General features: G+C 43.1%; 15 protein-coding genes. 2 read left to right on the plus strand and 13 right to left on the minus strand.

Translation table 11 applies throughout. The annotated features are described in order from the left end of the window. The 3 genes from HUJ21_RS08930 to HUJ21_RS08940 all read right to left on the minus strand — a co-directional run. Positions 1-161: DUF2281 domain-containing protein (locus tag HUJ21_RS08930; RefSeq protein ID WP_291368943.1), on the minus strand; the 161-nt coding region annotated here is incomplete at its 3' end. Between the two features lie 471 nt (positions 162-632). Further along, a complete protein-coding gene (locus tag HUJ21_RS08935) occupies positions 633-1,028 on the minus strand; it encodes a PIN domain nuclease (protein ID WP_291368917.1) in 396 nt (131 codons plus the stop codon). Beyond that, complete coding sequence (locus HUJ21_RS08940) at positions 1,025-1,219, minus strand: type II toxin-antitoxin system VapB family antitoxin (protein WP_291368919.1); 195 nt, start codon at positions 1,217-1,219, stop codon at positions 1,025-1,027. Before HUJ21_RS08940 ends, HUJ21_RS08935 begins: the two co-directional genes overlap by 4 nt. 543 nt (positions 1,220-1,762) lie before the next feature. Here HUJ21_RS08940 and HUJ21_RS08945 point away from each other — a divergent pair. Continuing rightward, on the plus strand, positions 1,763-3,067 hold the full coding sequence (locus tag HUJ21_RS08945) for a D-alanyl-D-alanine carboxypeptidase (protein ID WP_291368921.1): 1,305 nt from the start codon (positions 1,763-1,765) through the stop codon (positions 3,065-3,067). An 11-nt stretch (positions 3,068-3,078) separates the two neighbouring features. Next, positions 3,079-5,178 (plus strand): alpha/beta fold hydrolase, encoded by a 2,100-nt coding sequence (locus HUJ21_RS08950; RefSeq protein WP_291368923.1) that lies wholly within the window; start codon positions 3,079-3,081, stop codon positions 5,176-5,178. A 3-nt stretch (positions 5,179-5,181) separates the two neighbouring features. Here the strand turns inward: HUJ21_RS08950 and HUJ21_RS08955 are convergent, their stop codons facing one another. From HUJ21_RS08955 to HUJ21_RS09000, 10 genes are all read right to left on the minus strand, one after another. Then, complete coding sequence (locus tag HUJ21_RS08955) at positions 5,182-7,107, minus strand: methyltransferase domain-containing protein (RefSeq protein WP_291368925.1); 1,926 nt, start codon at positions 7,105-7,107, stop codon at positions 5,182-5,184. Between the two features lie 222 nt (positions 7,108-7,329). Next, on the minus strand, positions 7,330-8,757 hold the full coding sequence (locus tag HUJ21_RS08960; protein WP_291368927.1) for an SDR family oxidoreductase: 1,428 nt from the start codon (positions 8,755-8,757) through the stop codon (positions 7,330-7,332). Between the two features lie 978 nt (positions 8,758-9,735). Beyond that, positions 9,736-10,803: a hypothetical protein gene (locus HUJ21_RS08965; RefSeq protein WP_291368929.1), complete on the minus strand. Its 1,068-nt coding sequence runs from the start codon at positions 10,801-10,803 to the stop codon at positions 9,736-9,738. Between the two features lie 385 nt (positions 10,804-11,188). After that, a complete protein-coding gene (locus HUJ21_RS08970) occupies positions 11,189-11,923 on the minus strand; it encodes a hypothetical protein (RefSeq protein ID WP_291368931.1) in 735 nt (244 codons plus the stop codon). A gap of 69 nt (positions 11,924-11,992) precedes the next feature. Beyond that, a complete protein-coding gene (locus HUJ21_RS08975; protein WP_291368933.1) occupies positions 11,993-12,607 on the minus strand; it encodes a hypothetical protein in 615 nt (204 codons plus the stop codon). After that, a complete protein-coding gene (locus tag HUJ21_RS08980; protein WP_291368935.1) occupies positions 12,604-13,815 on the minus strand; it encodes a hypothetical protein in 1,212 nt (403 codons plus the stop codon). Before HUJ21_RS08980 ends, HUJ21_RS08975 begins: the two co-directional genes overlap by 4 nt. A 449-nt stretch (positions 13,816-14,264) precedes the next feature. Further along, positions 14,265-14,906, minus strand: coding sequence for a bifunctional nicotinamidase/pyrazinamidase (gene pncA / locus HUJ21_RS08985; RefSeq protein ID WP_366483681.1), 642 nt, complete (start codon positions 14,904-14,906; stop codon positions 14,265-14,267). A 5-nt stretch (positions 14,907-14,911) separates the two neighbouring features. After that, the gene (locus HUJ21_RS08990) at positions 14,912-15,799 is read right to left on the minus strand and encodes an endonuclease/exonuclease/phosphatase family protein (protein WP_291368937.1); all 888 of its coding nucleotides are present in this window, start codon (positions 15,797-15,799) and stop codon (positions 14,912-14,914) included. Between the two features lie 112 nt (positions 15,800-15,911). Beyond that, a complete protein-coding gene (locus tag HUJ21_RS08995; RefSeq protein WP_291368939.1) occupies positions 15,912-16,628 on the minus strand; it encodes a methyltransferase in 717 nt (238 codons plus the stop codon). Position 16,629: 1 nt separating this feature from the next. Further along, positions 16,630-17,019: ribonuclease H (locus HUJ21_RS09000; RefSeq protein WP_291368941.1), on the minus strand; the 390-nt coding region annotated here is incomplete at its 5' end.

Raw genomic sequence — 17,019 nt, forward strand, 5'->3', positions numbered from 1 at the left:
TCCACCATTATTATTTTTCCCTTCATGCTTCCCAATGCCCTAATTTTTTTTTCTTCCTGCTTGTTCGTTTTAGTTAAAAGATAATCCACATAGTCCTGAACCTCCTTTTTTAGGTTTTCAGGAAGATAATTAATTTTGCTATGTAGGGTTGAATTATCCATTCCTCTAATTTAATAATTTATTCTAAAATAAGTATCTAAATATTAAACTGCATTAGTGCCTCTTTTAATAAAGTTAAACATGTGGACAAGGACCCAAATCAAAATAATTTTGAAATAAGTAATGAATTCACTTAAACAAAAACAACTATGATTTACGTAAATCTATTATTGACCTGCAAAACAAATTCCTCGTATCAATTTGAGTATGATTGTTTTTCTTGGGTACTACCTCCGCAGGCTGGGCGAAGTTACAAACTTCGCCCAAATATCTTCCAGGTTGCAAACAGATTAAACTTGCCATCCGGCCATTTGCAATGGCCAAACGGTTTCCCTAAACAAAAACCATACTAATTTTAGGTCATTCCAGGTTGACCGGCATTGCAAATGCCTGGTGTACATTTCACTTGGATATAAGGGATTTAGAAAAATGCTACACCCAATTACCACCTAAACCTGCAGCGACACCAAGGCTCAATAAAGCATTACCTGTAGTCCCAAATGGATTTCTAAAGGTTTGAAATCTTTATCCTTATGAAGTAATACCATGTTGTTTTCAATGCAAAAAGTACCAATGACCATATCGATGGTTTTCCTTATGGTGATGCCTTTTCTTCTCAGCGTCCGGTAATTTTCTGCTGTTATTATGGACAGTTCTTTGTTACACAAACTAAAAAAAGGCATTTCTTTCAAAACTTGTTTTGCTTGCTGAAAATGGTGCTCATTATGAAACCCTTGGAGGATTTCAACTACAATCAAATCCCCTGTGGCGACGGGTTCCTTGCCTAGCAATTGATATAATTTTTCAACGTGGGGGGCGTCAACTCCATTGAAAAAATCAATCCAGACAGAGGAATCTACCAATATCATTTGTCCAGACGCATTTGTTCCAGATCACCTTCCCATTTTAACTTACCCCTGAGTTCCCTGATCTTCTCCTGATGATCAAGCGCAAGGATCAATTTCAATCCTGCTTCAACAGTAGCCTTTTTGGTTTTATGGCCAGATGCCTTCATGGCTTTTTCCATCAATTTTTCATCAATTTCTATATTCGTCCTCATAATGTGTAATTTTTCAATAAATATACACATTTTTTAATCCTGGAGATTAAGCAAATCAAAGTGGGTTTTAATTCATTTAGCACATTAAAACAAAATGAACAAAACAGATAGATTTCGATTACTTCTATGCATAATGATGGTACCCGGACTGGGTTGATTGTATCTAGATCCCTTTTATTCGTTGATTTACGCAATTGAGGCATTTGAAATGCCGGACCCTGCAAAAAAGCTGTAAAGAAAATCGTAATGTAAAACAGTGGGGTTTAGCCATTGCAAATGGCTTTTCACCAACTCTTAACTGTTTACAGCTCCAAGATAAGAGGGTGAAATGGCCTACTTCACCCAGTTTCGATCTTTATTCTGTGTTAAACTGGTGCTACTATCATCTTTTCACCAAAGCATTTACACGGGAGAGACTATTTCCGTTTAAAAAGTAAGATGGAACAAAGGATCCACCCACATTTTCCAAAAAAACAGCTGATCAACCGGTAATTATTTTTAGCTTTTTATTTTTTATCCCCCAAGCAAGCTTAAATTTAAACCATGAAGCAAATCTACTGGCTATTACTCCTCCTCTGTTCCTGTACGGTACAAAAGGTAAAAAAATCCGTCTACGATTCCGAAGTCTTTGAAAAAGGGCATATGGGCTTTATGCTCTATGACCCTGCAAAGGAAAAAACCCTGGTCAGCCTGAACGAAAAAAAGTACTTTATTCCGGCGTCCAATACCAAGATTTTCACTTTTTATACCAGCTACAAGGTGCTGGGAGATGATCGGGTCAATGGGCTAAACTACATCGAAAAGGGTGATTCCCTCTTGTTCTGGGGTACAGGCGACCCTTCCTTACTGCATCCGGACTTACAGGATTCTACGGTCATTCATTTTTTGCAAAAACGGCCGGAAGACTTGTATATGGTGGATAATTTTGATCAGATTTCCCGTTATGGACGGGGTTGGACCTGGAACTGGTACCCCTATTATTTTGCAGCCGAGCGGTCACCTTTGCCTGTATATGGCAATGTACTGCGTTACTCCAAAACAGCAGAAGACCCGGTGGCCAAAGCTTATCCCAACACGGCTTTTTTACCGCTTTCACTGCAAACCGAAACCTTACCGGAAAGGTATGCCATTCAAAGGAATAGTGAGAAAAACATTTATTTCTATGCCCTGAATCCAGAAGCACCCGATTTGTCCTTTGAAACGGACAAACCTTTCATTACCTCCTCCCATCTGGCCAGAAACCTGCTTCAGGAAGCCGTGGGCCGCAAAATTACCCTGATCAATGAACAGGGCATTGCCAGCCTAAAACCCCAAAAACTACCTACGGCCAAAGCAGATTCCATCTATGCCCAGATGATGAAAATCAGTGATAACTTTCTGGCCGAACAGTTGATGGTAATGGTTTCGGATGCCCTATTTGATTCCATTGACATGGCTGCCGCTATCAATTATGCCAAGGACAGCCTGCTGAAGGAGCTTCCCGACGAACCTCAATGGGTAGACGGATCGGGGTTGTCACCACAAAATATGTTTACACCCAGGTCCGTGGTACAGCTCCTGGATAAAATCATGAAAGAGGTCCCCATGGAAAAAATCAAGGCCTACTTCCCGGCAGGAGGGGAATCGGGCACCATACGGAATTGGTATCCTGCCGATCCGGGAGAGCCTGCCTATATTTATGCCAAAACCGGTACCTTAAGCATGAGTTCCGCACTCAGTGGCTACCTGATTACCAAATCAGGCAAAACACTGATTTTTAGTACTTTTTTTAACAACTATACCGGCAGCTCCAATGTACAAAAAGAGGAATTGCAAAAAGTGCTGTATTTCATCCATTCCAATTATTAATACTTCCTGCCATGCTCAGACTTAAAATCTTTCCTTTGTTAGCCGTCCTGATTTGCATTTTGCTACCCTTATATCCGGGAATGGCACAGGAATTCAGTACCCTGGATGTATCCAAATTCTCCTTCCCCTCAGGTCTTACAGCCAATGCGACCCAATCCAGCATCGCCTGGGCCATGAATGAGCAGGGTAAACGAAACGTGTATGTTGCAGCGGCACCTGAATATCAGCCCAGGCGCGTAACCGATTTTCTGGAAGACGATGGTCAGGAAATCAGCAGTTTGCAGTTCAGTGAAGACGGGGAATACCTGGTATTCGTTAGGGGAGGTGACCATGGAGGGGGCAATGCCTCCCGGCCGGTAAATACGAATAATATGCCTCTGATGACCCATGTAGCCATATGGACCATAGAACTGGCCACAGGAAAGACCGAAATGCTGATAGAAGGAGACGATCCCATATGGGGCGCCGGACATCAACTGGCGTTTTTGAAGAATGGTGCGGTCTGGTTGAAAGACCTGGATGCAGAAAAAGCACCGCATTCCATTATCCAGAACAGGGGTAGCCTCGGGGAGTTGCGTTATTCTCCCGATGGCAAGCAACTGGCCTTTGTGGCCAACAGGGGAACCCATTCCCTGATTGGCGTTTATAATGATGCCCAAACCCCGGTGAAATGGCTTGCTCCCTCTTTTCAACGGGATCAGTCGCCACGTTGGTCGCCAGATGGAAGATCCATTGCTTTTGTGCGTACGCTTGGTGGATCCGGGGCAGCCTTGCCCTTGCTTGAACAGCGCCATGCACCCTGGGAGATATGGATAGCGGATGTGACCTCCGGAAAAGCAGCCATGCAGTGGAAAGCACCTGAAACCCTACGGGGATCCATACCCTCCACCCAGGGCGGATTCAACCTGCATTGGCCGGTTCAGGAGCAATTGGTCTACCTGTCTTATGAAGACGGCTGGCCCCACCTTTATTCCCGGGACCTTAAAACCAATACCTCCACTTTGCTTACTCCCGGAGAATTTATGGTGGAGCAGCTCAGCTTACACCCTGATGGGCAAAGCCTGGTTTTTGCGGCCAATGGGGGAGACCTGCCAGATGATCTGGACAGAAGGCATTTGGCTACGGTTGATTTGACTACAGGAAAATTTTCCTGGAAAACATCCGGAGAGGGAATTGAAGCCTATCCTGTGTTTACAGGAAGGGAAGATGAAATTGCCTTCTTCTCGGCTACGCCCAAACGTCCGCTTCTTCCAGCCATTTTGAAGGAAGAGACGGTGGAGTTGTTGGGAGAGGAATTGATTCCCGACGATTTTCCGGTAGCAGATCTGCTCATTCCAAAGCATGTGCAATTCATGGCTGCGGACGGCACCACCGTCTATGGACAACTGTTTGAACCTGAAGGAAACGGATCAGCCAAACCAGCAGTGGTCTTTGTACATGGAGGACCACAACGGCAAATGTTGCTTGGCTGGAGCTATATGGATTATTATTCCAATACCTATGCCATCAATCAAAAACTGGCGGAAATGGGTTTCGTGGTGCTATCGGTAAATTACCGCTTGGGCATTGGTTATGGTTATGAGTTTCACCGCCCATCCGGCACCTACTACCAGGGAGCGGCCGAGTACCTGGACATCAAGGCTGCAGGGGAGTACCTGGCCGGCCTGAACCAGGTGGATCCGGAGCGGATAGGCATCTACGGGGGTTCCTACGGTGGCTATCTTACTGCCCTGGCATTGGCCAGGGATTCCGAATTGTTTAAAGCAGGGGTAGACATCAGCGGGGTGCATGATATGGACCACCGGTATGACCTGCCAGAGGGTGTTGAAGTAGCACCGGATTATGAAGAAGCGAAGCAGATCGCCTGGGAATCATCCCCTATGCCGGACCTGGAGCAGTGGACTTCACCGGTTTTGTTTATCCATTCGGATGACGATCGTAATGTGGGGTTCTACCACAGTGCTGATTTGGCCCGGCGATTTGATGAACTGGGCAAACCGTACGATTACCTGGTGATTCCCGGAGACACGCACCATTGGATGAAGTTTTCCAATATGGTGCAGGTGAATGAGGCGACCGTAAACTTTCTCCACAAACACCTGCAACCTTAATCATTAGGACAGCTGTTGCTCATTTATGGGATGGTACCGGGTATCGGCAGCATTCAATATGGCTTCAAGCATCTGGGTATAATCCATCCCTCCAATGCTGCTCATTTTGGCCAGGTGACCATCCCAGCACCAGCCGGGATTGGGGTTTACTTCCAGCATTTTGGGTTCATTCTGGCTGTTGAGCCGCCAATCAAAACGGCAGTAATCCTTACAATCCAGGCGCTGAAACAGTTTCAGACTGTGATTGATCAATTCCTGCTCCAGGGCCACCGGCAGGCTTGCACGAATGGATCGCAAAGTCTGCATATAGGGAGAATCTGTGAGCCATTTGGCTTCGTAACCACAGATTTTTGGCAGGCCTTCCGGCAATTCAGAGTAATCCTCTTCAATGATGGGAAGTACCGTGTAGTTATCCGGATTGCCGATGATGCCCACAGATACTTCGGCACCTGTCAAAAATTCTTCCACCAGGATAGGTTTGTCGTACCCGAATTGTTCCCGTATGCGGAGAATGGCATCCGCCAAATCTTCAATGGTATTGGCCACGTTCTTTTGTGTAATCCCAAAGCTGGAATCACCAAAATTGGGCTTGGCGATTACGGGAAAAGGAATATTCAACTCGAAGAGGTTGTCCTCTGCCGTGATGACAAAGGCATTGGCCACCGGTACGCCGATTTCTGTGGCAATGCCGCGGATCAGCGATTTATCATAACAATAGGCCAGCGTTTGTGGGTTGGATCCGGTATAGGGCAAGTTCATCATTTCCAATAAAGCCGGAATATGCAGTTCCTTTTTGGCATCATTGCCAAAGCCTTCATCGCAAAGGTTAAAGACCAAATCTGTTTTGTCCTTTAATTTTTGCAAATCATTGATCAGGGTGTGGTGGCCATTCAGAAAACTGAATTTAAAATTTTCCAGTTTACTAAGCCCGATTTTGAGTTTTTCTATGGTTTCAAAATCATCACCGTCAAATTTTGCATCGGGTTTGATAATGTCATTTAAAGCCGGATCACCCATGATCACGACCACATTCTTTATTGCCTTTTTCTTTTTCTTGGGCGACCATTCCTTTACAGCAGTGGTGGTAAGGATAAAGCGGTTGGCCATCATGCCCAGATCCTGGTTGCGCAAAGAGGCTACTTCGATATTCCCATGAAAATTCAGTTCCTTAAACCCTACTTTACCTATCAGATCCGCCAGGATTTCCCTGGTATAAAGCCTTTCAGCATAAAACTGATCTACAATCACTCCTTTTTCTGTGTTGGTGACCACTTCTCTGGAAATTAGCCTTTCATTGTCCGTGGCCAGCGAGCGCTCCCGGCAGACAAAATGCTTTTTATCGATCCATTCCCAGCTTCTGGGGGTAAAGTTATCTCTCAAAAAAGATCCATCTGCTACATCCATCAACAGGCGACCTCCGGGTTTCAATACCCTGAATACTTCTTTGAGGATTTTAACATCATCTTCAGCCGTTTCAAAATAGCCAAAACTGTTTCCCAATATGGTGACGAAATCAAAGGAGTCATTGGCATAGGGCAATTTTCTGGCATCTCCTTCTTTGAATTGAACCGAAACACCTTTTTTTCGGGCAATGGATTTCGCCCTTTGGGTTAGGTACCTGGACCGGTCAAGGCCAAAAAGTTGGAAGGACCCACGGTTGCTGAGTTCCAGCAGGTGCCTACCCTGCCCGCAAGCCAGATCAAGTAGGCTATTGCCTTCCCTGATATCCAGCAGTTCATGGAAAAGGTCAATTTCCGATTTCGTGATGTTCTCATCTTCCACTACATCCGCATCTGTTTTCAGATAGGTGGCATTAAAAATTCTTTTCCACCATTCAGGGTGCAAGTGATATTCGAGATTTTTTACAGGACCCATGGTTTTTCCGGTCCTTTCTGTTGAGCCCTTTTTCAAAGGGACTTTTGTTTTCATCTGTTTGTTTTATGGCTGTTTAAAAGTTTCTCTGACAACCTAAGATTTAGGTTAAATCAATTGTCAAATTGTAGCAATATACGTTTAGTATAAAGAAACGGCTGAAAAAAATAGACCTATTTTTCCAAATAAATTGGTTTTCAATTATTGATTATCCCCATTAAGTTCCCGAAAAGAAAAAAGTGCTCTTGATGGTATCCTTACTCAGGATGTATTATGGATTCAGGAATTTGTTCTTGCAATATTCTTGATCATTCCCCCAAAAATTAAGCCATGAAAGGGAAAAACCGAATACCAATAAACCCTGCCCAACAGACCCAGGGGCCTGAAAGTGGCGGTCTGCACCAATTCGCCTTTTTCAATTTTAAATTCCAGCCAGGCTTCCCCAGGTAATTTCATTTCTGCGTAAAGCAGGAGCCGCTTTTCGGATTTACTGGCGATGAGTACCCTCCAAAAATCCAGGGATTCTCCCGCTGAAATTTCACTTTCACTCTTTCTTCCCCTTCTCATTCCAACCCCGCCAGCCAATTGGTCTAAAAAGCCCCTGATTTCCCAAAGCCAGTTGCCATAATACCAGCCCTGCTTGCCGCCGATTTTCCAAACATTTTTTAAGACCTGCTCCTCATTTTCAATGGGCAGCCTGCGGACCTCCACATAGCAGCCGTTTACCGGTACCTCCATGTACTTCGTCAGGCCTTTATGCAGCAAGTCGGAGGTTTGGGCATCCTTCCAACTGGATAAAACCTGGTTCTGCTCAATCTTATCAAAAGCCAGCCTGATGGCATCATCATATCCGATCAATTTGATGCCCAGTGTAGCTGCCAGATCATTGGGCGTACAAATCACCTCGATTTTCATGCTATCCACCAGATTTTGCGCAAGCGCATAGGAAGTGGAGGTAACAAAATACAACCAATAGGAGGAAATCCTTGGGGTCATGACTGGTACCACCATAATGCGCCGCTTCAAGCCCCTGATCCTTGCAAAGTGCAATAGCATTTCTTTGTAGTTCAGGATATCCGGCCCACCAATATCAAAGCTTTGGTTGTAGGTCTCTTTTCTGAGGATGACCCCTTTCAGAAATTCTACCACATTCCTGATGGCAATGGGCTGACACCTGGTTTTTAGCCATTGGGGAGCGATCATGACTGGTAATTTCTCTACCAGGTCCCGGATGATTTCAAAAGAAGCACTGCCGGACCCTACAATAATCCCTGCTTTTAAAGTTGTAAGGGCAAAACTAGCATCCGATAAAATGCTTTCCACATTTTTTCGGGAAGACAGGTGTTTGGACAATTCTTCATCATTGTCGATGCCACTGAGATAAATGACTTGTTGGGCTTTGGTTTCTTCAAGCCGGAATTTAAAGTTGCCAGCACAAATGGCCTCCATTTCTTCAAATTTACCGTTTTGAGAAGACATGGAGTGGATGAGGTAATAGGCAAGGTCAATATCATCCGGGATATTTTTCAGGCTTTTTTGGTCTAAAAAATCGGCTTCCACTACCGAAAGATTGGCTGAGGGAAATTGGTGGATATTGAACCTGTTTTTGTCTCTGACACAACAGACTACCTGATGGCCCTCCTGAAGCAGTACTGGCAGCAAACGTTGGGCGATGTATCCTGTGGCTCCTGTTAATAGTATTTTCAAGGTAGTATTTTTAAGGGTATGGTCAAGGTAAACATGTCTGGTAAGCAAAACAAACGATAGAAAACATAAGTTGTTTGCGTTAAATTTTTGATCAAGCACTATTTCAGCTAACTTACCCAATTCCCGTTCGTGGCTGAAACTGGCAATTAATTACCTCCCCAATTGAAGGCAAAATTTCATAACACCCCATGTTATAGAAATAGCACCATGTTGGTGTCCACCGCAAGTGAACTTACCTGAGAGCGAAAACCTAGCTTGGAGCCTTTCAGACGATATGGGTGACAACCCTTGTTAAAAGTCGTATTTATTTATTATTCATTTTCCAATCGGAATTTAACCTGAATTGATTTTTGTAATCTTCTAAGTGCGTTTTTAGGTTAAAATATATTTTTCTGTTCGGGATTTTTAATTCTATTTTCTCTGCTCCAATTGGTGTTAAAATCCACATGTAATTGTTCAGTCCATCATAATAGGGTAAATCCCCTTTATTGAAAAAAAATACTCTCCTTCGTAGTTATTAAACCTAATTTTATAAATATCTTTATAGTTATAGATATTTACATTTCCCTTTATATAAAGATTTACACTGTCTTTTTTAAAGATAGCTTGTCCAATAGGATTTGTTTTATTCATAAATTTCAGAATAGTTAATGAGAATACAGCTGGATAATTAAAATATATTCAACGACAATTAGGAATTCAGAGATAATGCTATCCAAAAGGATTATTAAAATAAAGCTTAAAAAGCAACCTATGAATATCCACCTCAATTGAATTGCTGATTTTTTCCATTTAACTATCTGAACTTCTATCATTTACTTTACCTGATACTGATTGCACTTATGTAATTTTCACTAAGCTTATTTGGGACTGAAATAGTAGTTCGCATTTACAAAAATTTGGTATATGTCATCAATTTCAACCCAAAATCGAAACAAACTTAACCCTTTCCACGCTGTTCTCCATTGATTTCATTTCTTACGGTGCTTGTAAATCTCTGTAAAAATCCTGCATTACCTTTATTTTTTCAGGATTTTCAAGTAGCGACTGCTCAGAAAACATCATGATACCCGAAGCCGGAGTCCGGGAACCTTCCCGCAGGGCTTCCAGGAATTCCTCAGGGGAAACTGTACCTGGCTTGTCATGAGCCTGAACGATGGGCCAAACCAGAGGCCTTGGCGAATCCACGATCTTGTCCAGCCATTCCAGGTAATCTCCCGCCCAGGATACCGGCCGGCCATACATCCGGTGAAAAAGCATGGGAGCCAGTACATCCACTCCTGCGGCCAGAGCAGGTACATCTATTCCCAGGGTTCTATACAAGGCCCCATCGTGGTCTTCAGGAAACCAGGCACAATAAAAGGCTCCTAAAAGTGCTTTGGGTTGGATTTCCCTGAGAATTTTTCCCATATCCTCGACCCAGCTATTTAAGATGCCGTTTCTCCAATTCCTCCAGGCGGATTCCTGATTGGCCAGGATCCATTTTGCTTTTTCAGCATTATCCCCACCTGGGATTTGCACGCCTCTTTCGGTTTCAAATAATGAGATACAGCGATTACAAAAGCAGGTTTCAGGTAGAATGGGCTGATCTGTTTCAAACTGGGCATGCCAATGCAGATAGTCCAGAAATACGCCATCCACCAGGTAGTCGTGGAGCAATTCCCGTAGTTGTTCAACCCTGTAGGCCTTAAAACCAGGGTCGGTAGGACAGACCCCCATAAACCAATCGGCAGGCTGGGCCGGTACGCCCTTTTCATTGATTGGCCAGGCATCAGGATGGTCTTCTACATAGCCTTTGCCATTTAGTGTGGGGAATTCCACGAATACCTTAGATCCCTGCATTTTAGCCTGAGAATAAAATGGCTGATTCAAAGAGGACCTTCTCACGAAAACAGCATTTACACCTAAATCTTCAAAATCGTAGCCTGCTTTGAGAACCCTTTCCGGGTTGCCGTAAATACCTTTGACAAAGGTTTGCGCTTGATCTTGCTGGGAATAAGCAACAAAATGGATCAGCAGGAAAATCAAACAAAGGTATCGGGGCATGGCTTGGTTTTTATTTTGTTATTAATTTGGTGACTGAACTGAGTTCGAATTAAGATCGTCAATAAAAGCCATTTGAATCGTCACTGCGAACCCTTTGCGTGGGTAAAGGAGCTGGGAAAGGGTGTGGCAGTCTCGTTTGGTTAGGGATTCCCCCGGCTTTCACCGCTCAAAACCCTTTCTAAGCCTCGGAATGACGGTTTTTTAATGAAATTCAGTCGCACTCAGGTTAATAAGTCAGGAACAAACTGGATCAATACTATCCAAAATCCCAGAGCTTTGAAAGGAATCCACGCAAAGATTAACAATTCCTTTTCCATCTCTGCAAATTTAGCTCCCTCAGGAGCACTGGAGACCACAGCGATTAATTTAACCTGAAATTCCTCCTTCAGGGCATCCATTGTGGGGCATCATCCCTGAAAATCCTAACCGTCCCTCTGTCTGCCACTTTATCCTCCGGGTCCTCACTTTTCTCAAGCATTACCAAACATTTTGTAACATTGGTCAACTCATTTTGACTGCCTGTAATTCCTATGTAAGTTCCGGAAATGATCCAAATTGCGCTGTAGTTTACAATATCATATTTCCCATTACGGATTTTTAAGAAAATTGTGAAATTTGTGCCCTGATTTCCCGATACATACCCCGTGCCTGATCCACTATCAAGACCTCTGGGAAATTCCGGAAAATCGGGATCTGAAACAGAAAAATAAGCGATGTCGGCTAGAAAAATGCTTTCATTTCGGTCCGGGTAAATCCTAATTGTTTCTTGGTATTTACCATAAGTGTAGCCCTCATTATCAGGGTTTCGACTATCGTACAGACAATTGTTTTCAATTGTAAATTTAGGTCCGGCCTGGCTGGTTCGATCGAATATAATCGGTGGTTCATTTCCTTCATGAATGACCATCCCCTGCTCTTTTATCCTGTCAAAAAAATGATCCACGTCCCTCATATTTTGGGGTATGTCAGCAGTAAAAATTTCTTCGAGAACCTCCGCAGGGACCTCGTATCTGTTCAAAACAGGATTGGACAAATCATCAAATTTTTCACAGCTGACCAATGTAAAAAGAATCAAGCCCCAAAAGATTGGCCGGAATGGGTATGGTGCTAATTTTTTCATAGGATCCTTTAATTTTCTTTTTTTCAATCGTAATTTTTGGGGGCTCAATATTGATTATACCCAAAACAGCTATCCCCCTTCTACACTTTTACCCGAAATGATTTCCATGGATTTTGCCGTGGTTTTTCCATATTGCCCCATCAGTACTTCGATCAAAACAGATATAAGCGCAACAAAAAAAATGATAAATAAGGAATAGGAAGAAATTAATTTTAACCAACTTTCAATGATTGAAGCCTCTGTCCAAACTTTACCTTTTTCCAATGGAGACCCAAAACCCTCCATAATAAGGTCGGCATCACTTTCAATTTGAGGGTTGGCAAGCTTGAAAGCTTTGGCAACAGAAGTATATTCTGTGCCTTTTACATAGTAGGTCACTTCATTATTAAAATCCTTGTAAGCAAAGGTCCTTTCCAAAAAGAATTTAGTATGCATGTATAAATTCACCACCAATGCAGTAAACAAAAAAATACAAACCAGTTTTATATTATTTTTGATACCTATGGACCATCTGCTCTTCAATAAAAAGGAGACGAGCAAATTCACCGTCAGCCCCAGTATGCTCGCTATCCCAAAGTAAATCCAGGAATATTCTTCTATCACCAAAAAATTGGAAATAGCTCCGCCAAACAGTCCAAACATAACTGTCACCAATGCTGCCCTATATTGCAATAATTTAATCACTCCAGTAAATAAATAATAACCTTTGTCAAGTCATTGTGTGTTTCTTTTACGGGGTTTTGAAAGGCCTGACCAAAATGGATTAGCGGGTTTTGAATCGGCACCTCTTCGTTTCCGTCTTTCACTTTAATAAAGTATTTTCCATTACCCAACAGGGCAGTTCCATAAGAGGCATTTCCCTGAATGGCATGAAAACTTTCTTCTCTGTCTTTCAAGGCAGGTGAAGCATAAGCAATTTGGTACCTTTTTTCTACTTCCTTCCCTTTGGTAATTAGTTCGCCATCAGCACCATATTTATAGACAGCAAGGGCAAACCACTTAAGATCTGCATTTTCCCTGGAAGTCTGATTGACCAAACCCCGATTGTAATTCAAATTATCATTGAAATTTTTACCAGCAGATGCCAAAAACAAACCCCAGTCTTCCCGATTTTCATCTCCTTTAATAGTAACCACTTCCATTTGAGGTGGGCTGGGATCAGGATACAACAAATCCTCTAAATCGGCAGCAATGGCTTGTAAAAGAACCAACTTATCGGCTGACAACTCCTGGGTATCAATGGCACCATCAAGGGTTTGATTGATAACAGTGATAAGATCTGTCATCAACTGGTCCTTAATTGCATTTCTGGACTCTGTGAACCGTTCCGGTGCGGTAAGCATACGCTCTAAATTGGTCAGGATTTCAAGGAAAGCCTCCTTTGGGACATTCGGATCAATTGTTTTCAAGCTCATGCCGCTGAATGCATTCCTGCTGGATTTAAATTCGTCTATCAATCCTTTTAAATTTTCCGGCATGATGAAAGTAGGAGGGGGTACAGCAGCAGCTACCTTTCTCATGTCTTCCGGAATTTCGGGAAATTCCGGTTCGACCAGCTTCTTTTTTTTCCGCATCATGTCCTGGCTGCGAAGTCCGGGATTGAGTGCATACATCAGGTTCAGGGCATCTGGTGTAGGCATGATGTTCTGTCGCCATAAATAATCCTGTAAATTATCAGTGACCGGTATTTTTGGTCCTCTGCTTTTAAGGTAAAAATAAGATCCAGCCGCCACTACCAAACCGCTTCCTCCAATTATGAAAGGAGTTAAATTTGAATCCTCAGGGTTTGGTCCACTCGTGGGCGGCCGCTGACCAAAAACCGTCAAGTGATGAATAAGCAAAATAAGCATAAAAAAGCAGATTTTGGAAGTAAGGTATTTTGGCTTCTTCATGGTGCGCTATTTTACAGGCGTTTCAAAAGATCAATTGCACTTGCATTTCTAGTGGATTGATTGTTAAGGAGATATAATTTAATTAAAATGTAAGACAATTAAAATGACTCATGAACAAATTTTCAAAAGAACTAATTACTCAGCAGGAGTATACCCATATGCCAATAGAAAAAATTGTTTGTAACCCATTTGTGATTTGAAAAATAATGGCTTTTCTTATAACACCGGTTTTCCGGATGCAGGCGACCTGGAGTCTTCCCGAAAAAAAAATAGTCAATCCGGCATTGTGTAATTCGTAATTTCGGAACGGCCCAATGTCCTATTATTGAGTAATGTTCGAAAATCGATCAACTCACCTTAATTTTTAAATACCATTCCTTTGATACTATACATGCTGCACTAAATTCCTCAGAAATTATCCCCATATGGAAAATCCATTGCCAGCATTATCACAGTGATTCACTTAACACCGACTCCATGCCAAGCCCTTTCAATTCTTCTACCATTTCGGCAAATTTCTCCTCATCTAATGCCCTTGTAGCATCAGCAATTAATTTAACCTTAAATCCTTCTTTCAAGGCATCTTTAATGGTAAAATACACGCAAACGTCTGCCGCCAATCCACAACAATAAAGCACCGGACTGCCCTTTTCTTTCAAATAACCTGTAAGGCCTGTACTTTTTTTATGGCCATTGTCATAAAAACCGCTATAACTGTCAATATCCGGATCCATGCCTTTCCGGATAATGGCTTCTATGGCATTTGTCTTCAGGTTTGGATGAAATGCTGCGCCGGAGGTCCCCTGTACACAATGGTCCGGCCAGAGGATTTGATCCAGGTCCTGATGTACGATTTGCTCAAAGGGCTTTTTACCTTTGTGGTTGGAAGCAAAACTCATGTGGTTTTGAGGGTGCCAGTCTTGTGTGGCCAGGACCAGGTCAAAACGGTCAATCAGGCCGTTGATAACCGGAACGATTTCCTCACCACCAGGCACGGCCAAAGATCCTCCCGGAATAAAATCATTTTGAACATCAATAATCAGTAATGCATCCATTCTATTCATATCTTGATTTTTAAATGGTTTATTCATATTATTTAAGGGTTAAAAAATACCATTTTAGCCTCAACAGGCCAATGGTCTGCAATGAAAACACCCTTTTCGATGATTTTATCCACCTCATAGGTCCTGACTTTAAGCTGGGGATTTACAAAAATGTAATCCACAGCATTGGGAGGTCTTTCCAGCCAGTTTTCTTCAAATCCATTACCCGTAGCCCCAGCAGAAATCACATTTTCGGCTGCAAATTCCGCACTTTCCATCTGCAAACGGCGGCTGAAGGAATCTATCAAGTGCCTGTAAGGTTGTTTCCCGTATCGGGGATGGTCTTTTCGGATGTTAAAATCTCCGGTGCAAATAACCGGTGATGCTCCCGCAACTTCTTCGATTTTACGGGCCAGCAAATCCACGCTTTTGTATCTAGAGTCTACTCCCTTGTTGTCAAAGTGGGTATTGAAATGAAATATAATCTTCCCGCTTTCCCGATCCTTTAATTTGGCCCAACTAACTATCCGAGGAAGCTGCGCATCCCAGCCAATGCTTCCGGGTTTTTCAGGGGTCTCAGAAAGCCAAAAGGTGGCATTGGCCAATAGCTGAAACCGGTCTTTACGGTAAAAAATGGGATTGTATTCACCGCCCTTTACCCCATCCTTTCGACCTTTACCTACAAATCCATAGGCTGGTAACATTTTTTCCAGGTCCTTTAGCTGCCGCTGGGTCACTTCCTGAAAACCGATGAGGTCAGGATTAGTCTGGTTGAAATAGGAACGGACTATAGGTATGCGGTTTTCCCATTTGTTTTTGCCATCCTCCGGATTGTCATAACGGATATTCAGATTAATCACGGTTATTTCCGAATCGGGATTGGGTATTACAGTATAAAAACCAAATAGGATCACCAGAGAGATGCTGCCAATGAAATTCATACAGGAAAATTACAAAAAACATCCTGAACCGGAAACAGGCCTGAATACCTCTGTATGAATTTATTTTATAAACCAATTTTTCTAAAATTGGAGTGAGCAGTGCCAAACACTTTTAAAAATGAAGCATAAATTCCCTCAACGCCTGCCTGTACTCCGGCATAAATGCCCCGGAATGGTCCCTGATAGTAAGGGTATATTGCTGAGGAGAGGCCGTATTGATTCTGGTAAAAGCTGCAATTTTCCTATGCCCATTCCCTCCCTGTTTGTCGATTAGACTTGTTACGTTTTTCTGATACAAACCATAACCCAGCCCCATTTCAGTAAAAATACTCATTTCTCTATAAGGCAAAATCAACCAAAATGAACCATTCTCAGCCAATAATTTATCTACCCCTTTCCATATTTCAGCAAAGTTCAATCCGTTCTCATGCCTGGCCAGATCTATCGCCTTCTGTCCGCTTTGCAACTGACCGGCAAAATAGGGGGGATTGCTGATGATCAAATCATACCTCTTCCCCTGTTTGGCTGAAAATATTTTAAAATCATCATGAATGACATTTACCCTGGGGAAAAAAGGACTTTGCATCACATTTTGACTGGCTTGCAGAAAGGCCTCCTGCTCCAATTCTATTGCCTCTATCTGTGAACTGGGATACTTCTGGGCCATCATCAATGCCAGAACGCCCGTTCCAGTACCGATATCCAAAACAGCCGCCGGCTCGGAGCAGCTTACCAAGGCTCCCAGCACCACCGCGTCTGTACTTACCTTCATGGCACAGCGGTCCTGTTCTATGCGGAATTGCTTGAATTGAAAGTAGCTGTTTGCCATATCAGAACATGCCCTGATTTTTTTCCGCCTCGTAGCCCTGGTCCGCCTTAAGCTGTTTACCACTGGCAGCAGCTACTGCCAGCTCATCGCAACGCTCGTTTTCTCTGTTGCCATCGTGACCTTTCACCCAAAGAAACCTGGGTTTGTATTTCATGTGAAGGGGAATGTATTTTTTCCAGAGATCCACATTTTTTTTGTCCTTGAATCCTTTTTTTTGCCAATTCCAGATCCAACCCTTCTGAACGGCATCTACCACATATTTGCTGTCCGAATAAATGGTTACCGGAAGGCCTTCTACCTTCAGGGCTTCCAGGCCCCTGATCACAGCCAGCAGTTCCATGCGGTTGTTGGTGGTCAGCCGGTAGCCTTCGGAAAGCTCTTTTCTGAGGTC

The organism is Cyclobacterium sp. (assembly GCF_014762705.1).
Taxonomy (GTDB): Bacteria; Bacteroidota; Bacteroidia; order Cytophagales; family Cyclobacteriaceae; genus Cyclobacterium.